The sequence below is a fragment of the Citrobacter sp. MGH110 genome, from assembly GCF_001037515.1.
Classification (GTDB): Bacteria; Pseudomonadota; Gammaproteobacteria; order Enterobacterales; family Enterobacteriaceae; genus Citrobacter; species Citrobacter portucalensis.
This window is the reverse complement of the sequence record NZ_KQ089830.1, coordinates 3,065,761-3,078,364: the sequence shown is the minus strand read 5'-3', so window position 1 is coordinate 3,078,364 and position 12,604 is coordinate 3,065,761. Positions and strand designations below refer to the sequence as shown.

Genomic DNA, 12,604 nt, shown 5'->3' with positions numbered 1-12,604 from the left:
GAGCCAGACGGGGGGATCGCGCAAAAAATGTGGAGCGCCTCCCATTTTCAGGTGGGCTGGGCTTACTCAGGGATCCAGTTGTCCCAGGCGGGCAAGGGGCCGAGTTCCGCCACCAGAAAATCGATAAACGATCGCACCTTCGGATTGCTGTACTTGCTGGGAAAGTACAGCGCATACAGGGCGTGAGTTTCACAGGTGATAGTGCCGTCGAGCATCAGCGGCGTTATCTCTTCTTTTTGAATATGATCGCCAATCAGATAGGTGGGCAAATACGCCACTCCCTGATCTTCTAATACTGACTTCAGCAATACCAGACTGCTGTTGGCCTGGATCGGCATATGCAGTTTCAACTGATGCAGACGATCCTGTTCATCCGCCACCTTGAGCACCGGTGTGAGGCCGGGATAAACCAGACAATCATGATCCACCAGATCGCTTCGACGCTGGGGCATGCCTTTTTTGGCGAGGTAGCCGGGTGAGGCACAGTACGCCCAGCGAACAGGCACCAGCTTGCGCATCGCATAGTTTTGCGGCGGTGCGGTGGAGATGCGCAGGGCGATGTCGAAATCTGTTTCGTTCAGATTCACAAAGTTATCGTTGAGATCGATATACAGATTCACATCCGGGAACTGGGAGCGATATTTATCCACCAGGTTCACCAGCCGGGAATAACCAAACGCAATTGAGCAGGTTATGCGTAATTCACCCTGCGGGCTGTGGTAATAACCGGAAGTGGTATTCAGCGTTTCATCGAATTCTTTCAAAAGCTTATTAGCGCGGTTGAAGAGATATTGCCCGGCGTCGGTCAGGGTAATACTGCGGGTGGTGCGTTTAATTAATGTCGTGCCCAGCGTGTCTTCCATCGCAGCCAGACTTTTGCTGACCGCAGACGGCGATACGTTGAGCTGTGCCGCGGCTTCTGACAATCCTCCGCAGTCGACGATTTTAGTAAAAAACTCCAGATGCTTGAGTGAAATTGGCGTACTCATAGTTTCCTTTAATTCACAAGTGATTTGCAAAAACGGTACGAATAGGCCGTTACATTCGCGTTTTAAACATGCAACTATTGAATCACAGGAAACAACTTGCTGGCAAAATGAAAAAATAACAACTTAGGTGAGTTACGTCACAAAATAAAAGGAGGCGAAACGGAAACTCATCACATTGTGAATTTAATCTCATTAATTATTATTCTAAAGGTACCGATTATGTGGTCACGACTCGAACCCTACAAATCGTCGATTATTTTATTAGTTGCTCTGGTGATTGGCGGCTTATTAGGTATTTATGCCCCATCGTTTGCAAGTAAACTCCAGCCAATAGGCCAGATATTCTTAAACCTGTTATTTATGATTATTGTGCCGCTGGTGGGGATCAGCGTTATGTCTTCGATCGCCAGTATGACCGACCTGAAAAGGCTGGGACGCATTATGGCGATTATCTTTATTGTTTCGATCGCCATGGCCTTTATTCCAGCCGCCGGGATCGTCGCGCTGGCGCTCTGGTATAACCCGGCGCAGGGCGTCACTATCGATCTCTCGCAGTCGGTGCAGGCGGGCAGCGGTAAGATGGATTTTGTCAGTATGATCACCACCAGCGACTTTATCGGACTGTTTTCTAAGTCCAATATTCTGGCGCTGATCGTAATGGCGATCATCGCCGGTGTCGCAATTGGCCAGTCGGATCAGGCCGGTAAACGTATTGCGTCGCTGCTGGAAGACGCCAATACCGTGATCATGAAGATCGTTTCGATCATTATGAAGGTCGCGCCGATTGGTCTGGGCTGCTACTTCGCCGCCACCATGGCCAGTCAGGACTCTGCACTACTGTTAACCTTTGCCCGCGCCATCGGCCTGTTTATGGTTGCTACGCTGGTCTACTTTGTCTTTGGCTCGATTCTCTATTCGTATATTGGCGGCGGTATTCCGGCGGTCAAAGCCTTTTGGCGTAACGCGATTGAACCGTCTGCGACCGCGCTGGGTACCTGCTCTTCACTGGGGACGCTCCCGGTGACGCTGCGTGCCGGTAAGGCGATGGGGATTAACCCGGAAATCGTTGATGTCTCCATTCCGCTGCTGGTTAACCTCAACAAGGGCGGCGTGGCGATGATTGCCGCGCTAAAAATTGTCTTTATCTATTCCGTGCTGGGCATGGAATTCACCACCGAAACCTTCTTCCTGACGATGCTGATTGCGGTGCTCTCCGCCATTATCGTTGGTGGCGTGCCGGGCGGGGCGTTCCTCGGTGAAATCTTTATCGTCACCACGCTGGGCCTGCCGATGGAAGCAATCCCTATGCTGGTGGTGCTGGGCACCATTACCGATGCGCCGGCCACACTGATTAACGTTATCCATGATTTGAATGCGGCGCAGATTGTTGAACGGTTCGCTGGAAAAAAGCAGACCAACGCTGAAATAAACTCTACTGCTGCGGTGGTATAGGTTTCACACGGATTAAGAACAGGAGATGTTATGAAAGACGCAATGAAGCTTGAAACGCACCTGGTTGTTGCTGGTCGCGACAAACGCTATACCCAGGGAGCGGTGAATCCGGTTATCCAACGCGCCTCTTCACTGGTATTTGATACCGTGAAGGACAAGAAATTTGCCACCGCCAATCGCGCGAACGGCGAGCTGTTTTATGGTCGTCGCGGAACCTATACCCACTTTGCCTTCCAGAAGGCAATGAGCGAACTGGAAGGCGGCGTTGGCTGTGCGCTGTACCCATGTGGTGCTGCGGCGGTGACCAATGCGATTCTGGCGTTTGTTCAGGGTGGCGATCATATTCTGATGACGGGTGCGGCCTATGAACCAACCCAGGATTTTTGCAATAAGATCCTGAGTAAATTCAACGTGGAAACAACGTATTACGATCCGCTGATTGGTGCAGGTATCGTCGATCTTCTGCGTCCGGAAACAAAGGTTGTATTCCTTGAGTCACCAAGTTCTATCACCATGGAAGTCCAGGACGTGCCGGGGATGGTGAAGGCTATCCGCGCGGTGAATCCGGAGATTGTCATTATGATCGACAACACTTGGGCGGCGGGCGTGCTGTTCAAAGCGCTGGATTATGGCGTGGATATTTCCATTCAGGCGGGAACGAAGTACACCATCGGCCATTCGGACGCCATGCTGGGCACGGCGGTGTCGAACGCCCGTTGTTGGGATCGTTTACGCGAAAACTCCTATCTGATGGGACAAACGCTGGATGCCGATACGGCCTACAACGGCAGCCGCGGATTGCGCACCCTGGCGGTACGCCTTAAGCAGCATCAGGAGAGCAGCATCCATATTGCCCGCTGGCTGTCGGCAAGGCCGGAAGTGGCACGGGTGAATCATCCGGCATTACCGGAATGTCCGGGCCATGAGTATTTTCAGCGTGATTTTATCGGAAGCTCAGGCCTGTTCTCGTTTGTGCTGAAAAAGAGACTGACCGACGAACAGATGGCGAATTTCCTCGATAACTTCTCGCTGTTCCATATGGCCTATTCGTGGGGCGGATTTGAGTCGCTCATTCTGGCGAACCAGCCGGAAGATCTGAACAGCATTCGTCCGGCTGGAGAGGTAGATTTCAGCGGCACGCTGGTCAGGGTGCATATTGGCCTTGAGGATATCGACGACCTGATTGCCGATCTGGAAGCGGGATTTGCACGCATTGCGTAAGGTGATGTGAGCGTAGCCGGATGCGGCGCAAGCGCCTTATCCGGCCTACATAGTTGTCGTAGGCCGGATTAGCGGGCAGGTTAGTTTTCAGTGGCTAACGTCGTTGCCTCATGCTGGCGTACCCGTTTGAGTAAACCTGCCAGCGTGAACACGACAGCTATCCCTGCCGCAACCGCCAGCAGATGAAACGAAATCCTGCCGCCGTTAAACCATAACCAGCGTCCAATTTCGACAGAAACCGCCATCACCGTCAGGATCACCATATTCAACGATGCGGAAACCGTACCCTTCGGTAAGTTGTTGGAAAACAGCGTAAAGCGGAACAGCGTCGGGAAGATCATCCCAATACCAAACGCATACAGGCTGGTCCCCAGCACCGACCACAGCCAGACGTGCGGCCACAGTAAATTGCCGACAATCAGCACTGCCAGCCCGCTCAGCTGTATAGGTGCGGCCCGCCAGATGAAGCGCGGTCGGGTCGGATCTTTCACGAAACGAACCACCACCATATTGGCGACGATCACTGCGCCGAACACCGGGGCCTGTGCCCAGGCAAACTCCGATGTGGTCATGCCGCCAGCATCGATCAGAATAACCGGCGAGACCGCTACCCAGCTCATCATCGGGATATAACTTAACGACAGCGTGGCTGCGCCAAACAGGAACACCCGGTTACGGAAAACGTCGCGGAAATCACGCACTACGCCGCGGGCACTGAACGGCACCGCGCCGCGCTGGACGGTTTCCGGCATGGCTAACATTAACCCAATCAGGGCGATAAGCCCCATGACGGCAATGATGGCAAACAGGATCTTCCAGTGTACAAAGTGCATTAGCGCCGCTCCGGAGAGCGGGCCGATAACCGGTGCAACCAACACAATGGAAGTGATTATCGCCATTAACTTAATGGCCTTCGTTTGCCCAAACGCCTCCTGCACCGTGACATAGCCAACGGTCGCGATAAAGCAGATGCTGGTGCCCTGCACAAATCGGGCTACCAGAAACTGCGTCATTGAGGTAGTGAACAGCGTGGCAGCGCAGGCGAGGGTAAAGATTAACGCCCCCGCAATCAGCACGGGTCGACGGCCAATTCGGTCGGAAAGCGGCCCCAGCAGCCATTGCAGCGCCATGCCGCCCGCCAGATAGAGGCTCACCGCAGCGGGTGCCAGGCTAACATCGGCGTTGAAATCACGCACCACATTGATGATGCCTGGCTGGATTAGGTCCGTCGACAGATAGGCGGCGAAGTCATATAAAATCAATGCGACAGGAAAAAATAGCGTTGTGGCGCGTTGGGAGAAAAACGCGAGAATCCGTTGCATAAAACAGCTCCTTGTCGGGAGAAAACCCTCAACGGGAATAGCGAAATTCAATACCGTCTTTGAGACGTCAGACCGATGACAGAAAAAAGCAGACTGCAAATGTACTGAATTTCATGTAATCAAAAACGCTGTCTGCGCGAAGCGCAAACAGAAGATACGCTCACTGACGCTGGGTCAGAAAACGTAACGATTACAGGTAACAATCAGCACATCGCACCTCAGGAAGAGTAAGTTGAACGGGTAATAACCATCCGCAGTTTAATGCGGATTGGATATTAATTAAACGAGTTTATCCTGTTTATGTGCAGAAAATCGCCCTGCAAATCAGACTGCGATGCTCTGCAAAAACCGCAGAGCGATGGCACAACCGAAGATAATCAATACACCGCCAGCGATACGTTCTACCCATAATATCCCTCTGGATAACCGTCTCTGGATCTGCGGTAAACCGATGAACATCACGATCAGCAGATCCCAGCACAGCACTACGCTGGTCATCCAGATCCCGCTCATGGTTTGTTGCAGCAGCGTCACCGACGGGCCGAGCAGGGCGGTCATTAGCGCCAGATAGAACAGCGCATTTTTTGGGTTGAGCAGTGACGAACCCAATCCCAGCAGTAGCTGTTTGCCAAATCCTGGACAGGTAGACTGAGCGTCTGTTCCGGTCAGCGTTTGCGGGCGGCTGCGTACCAGCAGGCTGCCAATCCACAATAAATAAAGCGCGCCCAGCAGCTCAATAACCGTAAACAACAGGGGAAGCTGGCGCAGGATCCCCCAACCGATAATTGCCAGCAGAACATACAGCCCGTTGCCGAAAGCGATCCCCACGCACAACCCGGCGCTGCCGCGCATCCGGTATCGTGCGGCGTAACCGACCAGTAAAAAGAAGTCCGGCCCGGGGCTAAGCAATGCGACGAAATGCGCCAGTGCCAGCGCGGGAAAAGCAGAAGGAAAAAGTACAGAAAGCAGCGACATAGCGACCTCAGAGAATGAATCTGAGATCACCGTACGCCTGACGCAGCGCTAATTATTGTCTGATATTGATCGTCCCAACGCGTACTGGCGCGGTGTGGCGGCGGTGTAGCGAACAAAGGTGCGATGGAAATGGCTCTGGTCGGCAAACCCGCTCTGGTAGCCGACATCGGCAATTTCGTCTCCGGCCCGCAGCCGCTGGCGAGCATAGTCAATCCGTATGATGTTCAGATAACTTCCTGGCGTCAGCCCGGTGTCCTGCTTAAAGGTACGGATCAGCGTCTCTTTACGCATATGACACTCATGTGCCAGCTCATCGAGTGAGGGCGGCGCGAGCAGGCTGGACTGCAACCGTTCGCGCAGATACTGGCTGGTGGCGCTTAGGTTTTCTGGTGTGACCGACTGCAACGGCAGCGTGTGCAGCAATGCTTGTGCGGCATCCGTTATTTGCGCGGTTTGGCGTTGCGGCATGATCGTCACAAGGTGCATATAACGCTGGAATAATTGCGCATCGCGGATAACGGGAGCAGGCGTGCAAAGCCGCTGATGGGTGTTCTGTGCAGGCAGATTAGCAAGACACCACTGGGCATCAAGATAAAGCATATGATAGCTGCGAAACTGTCCGTTAACAGGATTACAGCTGTGAGGTGCCAGCGGCGGTATCACAATCAGATCGCCCACCTGCAGATGGTATTCCTCGCCATCGCACAGACAGCACGTTTCCCCCTCGAGAATTGCCCCAATCGAGAGCTGAGAGTGGTGATGCCGCTTATAGGCCTGCTGGCTTTGCCAGGTGCTGCGCAGTTCCAGCCACGGCAACTGCTCATCACGCCAGAACGATTGTGGAATTTCTCGGGTATGCGTCACATCGTGTCCTCCCTGAAAGTGATGATTTGTTATAGCACAGGCCGAGTGGTGAAAAAGTGGGAATGCGCATTGAGATGGTGATTCTGCATGACGTGTTCCAGACAAATGTAGACGTTACATAAGGGCGTTGTTATCCCGGAAATCGTCTCGCAAAGAGAGAAAGTTGCAGGTGAGGATGTGGTTTTCCGGCGCTACAGTCATGGCATCTTATTTTCAGGTGAAGGATCGCCATGAACAAAGCTTCCGCTTCAACACCACATGATGCGGTTTTTAAAACGTTTTTGCGCCATCCTGAGACCGCTCGGGATTTCCTACAAATACATCTTCCCGCTTCGCTGCGCGAGCTTTGCGATCTTCAGACGCTTAAACTCGAGTCAGACAGTTTTATCGAAGAGAATTTACGTGCGTACTATTCCGATGTGCTGTGGTCGGTGAAAACGACGGATGGGGATGGATATATTTATGTGGTGATTGAACACCAAAGCACACCGGATGCGCATATGGCATTCAGACTGATGCGCTATGCGGTAGCGGCCATGCAGAAACATTTAGATGCCGGGCATCAGCAGTTGCCGCTGGTGGTGCCGATGCTGTTTTATCACGGCGCTAAAAGCCCGTACCCTTATTTGCTGTGCTGGCTGGATGAGTTTGCCAACCCGAAGCTGGCTCGTCAGCTGTATGCTGCGGCGTTTCCGCTGGTGGATATTACGGTTATTCCGGATGACGAAATTGTGCAGCATCGACGTATGGCGCTGCTGGAGTTAATCCAAAAACATATCCGTCAACGCGATCTTATGGGATTGGTCGAGCAAATTGTTTCCCTGCTACTTACCGGACTGACTAATGACAGCCAGATAAAGACGCTGTTTAATTATATTTTACGAACTGGCGATGCACCTCGATTCAGTGAGTTTATTCGCGGGGTTGCCGAACGTTCACCGCAGCACAAGGAGCAATTGATGACGATCGCGGACAGATTACATGAGGCAGGACTACAAAAAGGCAGGCTGGAAGGGCTTCGAGAGGGGCGACGTGATGAGGCACTGCGTATTGCCCGCACCATGCTGGCAGATGGCATCGATATCAGCACGGTACAAAAAATCACCCGACTTTCCGCTGAAGAGATTCAGGGTTTAAGCCATTAGAGATAGCTTAAACTGCCTAATTGCCTGCCCGGAAGCGCCGGGCAGCTCGATCTACTCTATTGCCGTTTTTACCGCCTCTCCGAGCTTCTGCATTACTTCCCGATGCTTGTCGTTTGGCGGCAATGCGCAGTTGATGCGCACACAGTTGCGATACTTCCCCGATGCGGAGAACAGAGAACCCGGTGCAACCTGGATTTTGAGGCGACAGAGCTGCTTAGCGACACAGACCATATCGACCTGGAGCGGCAGCTCGACCCACAGCATAAAGCCGCCTTTCGGTCGGGTGACGCAGATCCCGCAGGGGAAGTATTCCCGTACCCAGCAGGTGTAGATCTCCATATTGCGCTGATAAATCTGGCGCATACGCCGGATATGCCGATGATAATGACCTTCGCGCACAAAGGTTGCCGCCGCCAGTTGCGTAGCGGGAACGTTAGTGCCGATGACGGCGTACTTCATGTGCAGCAGCTTGTTGTAATAGCGACCGGGCACCACCCAACCCACTCGCAGTCCGGGGGCGACGGATTTGGTAAACGAACTGCAGAGTATTACCCGACCATCGCTGTCCCAGGAGTGGATCGTGCGCGGGCGTGGGTACTCCGTTGCCAGTTCGCCATACACATCGTCTTCAAAAATAACGATGTCGTGGCGCTGGGCGAGGGCGAGCACTGCCCGCTTACGCGCATCCGGCATAATGAATCCGAGAGGGTTGTTGCAGTTGGGAACCAGCAGCACACCTTTGATCGGCCACTGATCCAGCGCCAGCTCCAGCGCTTCAACACTGATCCCGGTATCCGGATCGGTTGGGATCTCAATAACTTTGATCCCTAAGCCGCGCAGTAGCTGCATCGTGCCGTAGTAGGCTGGTGATTCAACGGCGACAATATCGCCAGGCTGGCAAACCGTTAGCAGCGCCAGCGACATTCCGCTCTGACTGCCGCTGGTGATCACAATATCGTCTGCATTGACCACCGAACCGCCGTCCAGCATCAGCCGCGCAATCTGCTGACGCAGTTCACGGCATCCGGAGATTTCATCGTAGCCCAGTATCGCGCGCAGATTATGTTGTGCCACGCGGCTGAGCTCGCGCCACAGCGGCTTCAGGCTGGGTTGATTAATATCGGGCACGCCGCTGCTAAACGGGATTATCGATTTGTCCGCATGACCTGCCAGCATATCCAGCACCTGATCCCACTGGGTTATTTCGACCGGACGCTGTACCGGGCGCGACATTGGTGGCACGGGTGGCTGCGCTTTTTGTGGCGCGACAAAATAACCGGAACGTGGTTGGGGCGTGATCAGCTGGCGCTGTTCCAGCGTCTGATACGCCTGCTGGACGGTGCTGATGCTGACCCCATGCTCCTGGCTCAGGCTGCGAACCGAGGGCAGTTTTTCGCCATGGCGATACAGCCCCTGCTCAATGCGTTCGGCCAGCAGATTGGCCAGATGTTGGTAACGCGTCATGCTGTATCCCTCATGGGTACCATACAGATTAAAAAATCAGTACAGATTGGCGTGAAAAAAGCGATGCAGAACTCTTTTTAACCAATCTGTATGTTAAATAAAAGTACTTTGTGAGTCTGTATTGTTTTAGGCCAGATCCGTGAAGATAAAGCCTCTGGCAAGGTGGGGAGGCAAGGTATGGAATTTCACGAGAATAAAGCAAAACAGCCGTTTATTGGATTTGTTCTGATCTGGCGGGCATACAAGGCGTGGCGGCTGCGAGCGCAAACGCGGCGCCTATTGCAACAGATGAGCGATGAGCGGTTGCGGGACGTCGGGCTGCGACGCGATCAGGTGGAGTAATTATTTTCTATCGACCGAGGCCGGGTGTTAGCGCATCCGGCCTCTTTTACATTCACAATATTTATCAATTCATGCTTCTGGTTAGTCCGTTTCTTGATACTTATCCTGATAAGTATTATTTTCTTTTCAGCGATGAGGGGAAGTAAGATGACTGAAGATGAACTGTTTGCCCGCCGTCCGATGGGGATGCGCATGGCAATGGTGGTGCGCCAGTGGCGGGCCATTATTGATGCCGCCATCACCGATACTGGTTTGACACAGTCAAGCTGGACGGTACTGATGCAGCTGTATCAACTGGGAGACAACGTCTCAGTCAGTGAACTGGCACAAATGCAGGGCATTGAACTGCCGCCGCTGATGCGCACCCTCTCGCAGCTGGAAAAGCAGGGCTACCTGCTGCGTTCCACATCGCCTTATGACAAACGCATCCGACTGTTAACGCTGACCGCGCAAGGCCGCTCAAGGCTTGAAGAACTTAACCGGGTGATTGAGACATACCAACATCGCGTCACCTGTACCATTCCTGAAGCAGAGCTTGCCGCCTTTAGCACGACGTTAAATCAACTCGCCTGCAATTTGCGGACAATCCGCGAAGAAGACAATCAACACTAAAAAACTATGATGACCCCAGAACAAAAATTTGCCCGTTGGGTAAGGGTGAGTATTGCCGCTTTCCTGGTAATATTCGCCTGGTTTATCGTTGCCGATATCTGGATCCCGCTGACGCCGGACTCCACGGTGATGCGTGTGGTAACGCCCGTTTCCTCACGCGTTTCCGGCTACGTCTCGCAGGTGCATGTGCATAACAATAGCCAGGTGAAGAAGGGCGATTTGCTGTACGAACTGGATCCGACGCCATTTATCAATAAGGTCGAGGCTGCGCAAATTGCCCTTGAGCAGGCGAAGCTGAGTAACCAACAGCTGGATGCGCAGATCGCCTCTGCCCGTGCCAACCTGCGCACCGCGCAATTCAACGCCCGCAACGATAAGACCACCTTAGACCGCTATCAGCGCCTGAGCGCCATGCAGAACGTGTCGCAATCCGATCTCGACAAGGTGCGTACCGCCTGGCAAACCAGCGAGCAGTCGGTGGCGGCGCTGAATGCCAGTATTCAGAACCTGCTGATCCAGCGCGGAGAGCTCGATGACAAACGTAACGTAACGCTGCAAAAATACCGTAACACGCTGGAAGAGGCGCAGCTGAACCTCGGCTGGAGCAAAGTATATGCCCAGACCGACGGTACGGTGAGTAATCTCCAGCTTAGCCCAGGGCTTTACGCCACCGCGGCCACGCCGCTGCTGGCGCTGGTCAGCCATCAGACCGATATCGTGGCCGACTTTCGCGAGAAAAGTCTGCGCCACACTCGCGTGAATACCGATGCCGCCGTGGTGTTCGATGCCTTGCCGGGCAAGGTTTTCTCTGCCCGCGTCACCAGCAGCGATGCCGGTATTCTGGCGGGTCAGGAGCAGGTTAACGGCCAGCTGTCGCAGCCGGAACAGTCCACCCGCTGGGTGCGCGATGCCCAGCGTATGCGCATTCACGTCGCGCTGAACGAACCGCTCGACACGCCGTTACCGACCGGGGCGCGCGCCACGGTACAGCTGTATAACAGCGAGGGCGTGTTCGCCCGCACCTTTGCCGGGGCACAGATCCACCTCGTCAGCTGGCTGCACTATGTCTATTAACACGCTGGCCCACGTCTTTACGCCGCACGGGAATATTGTCTACACCGCCAATGATTTTCGCCAGACCCTGCGTATCTCCGTTGCCGGGACAATCGCGCTGAGTATTTCGACCTTCTACAACGTGCAGTACGGCGTGTTCTTTGTGGTTTATCCGCTGATGCTGCTGTCGCTGGTGCCAGTATTCAACCGCCATGTGGCAACACAGTTCGTGTTCAGCGCGGCGGTGAACTGCGTTGAAATGGTGCTGATCGTCGGTTATCTTTCACAGTGGCCGCTGGTTATGACACTGGTGGTGTTCGGCCTGTATGTGATGCGTTTTCGTTTTATGAGCAAAGGACCGCTGTTTCTGCTCGGTTCGATGGGCGTGGTGTGCCAGAGTACGATGCTCAACTTTATGAGCTATCCCACCACCAACTGGCATACGCTGATGTTCTCCAATATGGAAGCCTGCGTCATGGCGGTGGCGCTGAGCGCGCTGCTGCATTATCTGATCCCGGACGTGGAACCCCGCCAGCCACCGCCGCGCATTGAGAAAGATGCCGCCCGGGTGCGCCATGAATCGCTGCTTTCCGGCACGGTGGCGACGATGATTTTTGTGGTCTTCCAGATCTGCGATTTGAGTGATTCGCTGTCGGCGCTGATGGCAGGCATTTTGATCCTGTTTCCGATGCACTACCGCGGCGCGGTGATCAGCTCGATTTGGCGCGTGGTCGGCGTGGTGCTGGCCTGCCTGTATATTCTGCTGGTACAGCTGCTTATCTATGATTTCAGCAACCATATGGTGCTGATGATGCCGCTGATTGGCCTCGGGCTGGCGTTCAGCGCCCGCCTGCACGTAATGGAAAAAGTCGGCGCGGGCGTGGGTTTTGCCAGTATCACTACTATCGGCATTATGTTTGGCCAGAACCTTCATCCGGATCAGGACCTGGTATTCAGCGATCTGTACCGCATCACCTCCGTCACCGTCGCGCTGGTGGCAACGCTCACCATGGTATTTCTGGTGCACCGGGTTTTGAACTGCTTTGCCGCGACGCGGTTTGTGATTACCGAGTGAGTGGGGGCAAGTGCCGGATGGCGGCTGCGCCTTATCCGGCCTACGGGGAAGTGCTATTTCCATGCCCGGTAAGCGTAGCGCCACCGGGCA

Annotated in this window: 12 protein-coding genes; 7 read left to right on the top strand and 5 right to left on the bottom strand. The window is 54.0% G+C overall.

Translation table 11 applies throughout. The features are described from left to right. Positions 1-62: 62 nt before the first annotated feature. Positions 63-989: a LysR family transcriptional regulator gene (locus SK38_RS14495; protein ID WP_003845596.1), complete on the bottom strand. Its 927-nt coding sequence runs from the start codon at positions 987-989 to the stop codon at positions 63-65. 219 nt (positions 990-1,208) lie between these two features. Here SK38_RS14495 and SK38_RS14490 point away from each other — a divergent pair, with 219 nt between their 5' ends. Then, on the top strand, positions 1,209-2,441 hold the full coding sequence (locus SK38_RS14490; RefSeq protein ID WP_048215020.1) for a dicarboxylate/amino acid:cation symporter: 1,233 nt from the start codon (positions 1,209-1,211) through the stop codon (positions 2,439-2,441). 30 nt (positions 2,442-2,471) lie between these two features. Continuing rightward, the gene (metC, locus tag SK38_RS14485) at positions 2,472-3,662 is read left to right on the top strand and encodes a cystathionine beta-lyase (protein WP_048236194.1); all 1,191 of its coding nucleotides are present in this window, start codon (positions 2,472-2,474) and stop codon (positions 3,660-3,662) included. 80 nt (positions 3,663-3,742) lie between these two features. On the opposite strand, the gene mdtM is transcribed toward metC, so the two are convergent. The 3 genes from mdtM to SK38_RS14470 all read right to left on the bottom strand — a co-directional run bounded on the left by mdtM (position 3,743) and on the right by SK38_RS14470 (position 6,823). Beyond that, positions 3,743-4,984 (bottom strand): multidrug efflux MFS transporter MdtM, encoded by a 1,242-nt coding sequence (gene mdtM / locus SK38_RS14480; protein WP_008786100.1) that lies wholly within the window; start codon positions 4,982-4,984, stop codon positions 3,743-3,745. Between the two features lie 324 nt (positions 4,985-5,308). Further along, positions 5,309-5,959 carry a LysE family translocator gene (locus SK38_RS14475; protein ID WP_048236193.1) on the bottom strand — a complete coding sequence of 217 codons (651 nt, stop codon included), beginning with the start codon at positions 5,957-5,959 and terminating at the stop codon, positions 5,309-5,311. A gap of 48 nt (positions 5,960-6,007) precedes the next feature. Then, positions 6,008-6,823, bottom strand: coding sequence for a helix-turn-helix transcriptional regulator (locus SK38_RS14470; protein ID WP_048236192.1), 816 nt, complete (start codon positions 6,821-6,823; stop codon positions 6,008-6,010). Between the two features lie 230 nt (positions 6,824-7,053). Between SK38_RS14470 and SK38_RS14465 the strand changes: the two genes are divergently transcribed. Then, a complete protein-coding gene (locus SK38_RS14465) occupies positions 7,054-7,968 on the top strand; it encodes an Rpn family recombination-promoting nuclease/putative transposase (protein WP_048236191.1) in 915 nt (304 codons plus the stop codon). Between the two features lie 51 nt (positions 7,969-8,019). Here the strand turns inward: SK38_RS14465 and SK38_RS14460 are convergent, their stop codons facing one another. Continuing rightward, complete coding sequence (locus tag SK38_RS14460; protein WP_048236190.1) at positions 8,020-9,432, bottom strand: aminotransferase-like domain-containing protein; 1,413 nt, start codon at positions 9,430-9,432, stop codon at positions 8,020-8,022. A 177-nt stretch (positions 9,433-9,609) separates the two neighbouring features. On the opposite strand from SK38_RS14460, the gene SK38_RS24135 reads away from it, so the two are divergent. From SK38_RS24135 to SK38_RS14445, 4 genes are all read left to right on the top strand, one after another. Next, positions 9,610-9,774: a DUF1127 domain-containing protein gene (locus SK38_RS24135; RefSeq protein ID WP_003019180.1), complete on the top strand. Its 165-nt coding sequence runs from the start codon at positions 9,610-9,612 to the stop codon at positions 9,772-9,774. A 147-nt stretch (positions 9,775-9,921) separates the two neighbouring features. Further along, positions 9,922-10,386: a MarR family winged helix-turn-helix transcriptional regulator gene (locus SK38_RS14455; RefSeq protein ID WP_048236189.1), complete on the top strand. Its 465-nt coding sequence runs from the start codon at positions 9,922-9,924 to the stop codon at positions 10,384-10,386. Positions 10,387-10,392: 6 nt separating this feature from the next. Beyond that, positions 10,393-11,460: an HlyD family secretion protein gene (locus SK38_RS14450; protein ID WP_048236188.1), complete on the top strand. Its 1,068-nt coding sequence runs from the start codon at positions 10,393-10,395 to the stop codon at positions 11,458-11,460. Then, positions 11,450-12,514: a DUF2955 domain-containing protein gene (locus SK38_RS14445; RefSeq protein ID WP_048215011.1), complete on the top strand. Its 1,065-nt coding sequence runs from the start codon at positions 11,450-11,452 to the stop codon at positions 12,512-12,514. The genes SK38_RS14450 and SK38_RS14445 overlap by 11 nt, the downstream gene beginning before the upstream one ends. Positions 12,515-12,604: the final 90 nt, after the last annotated feature.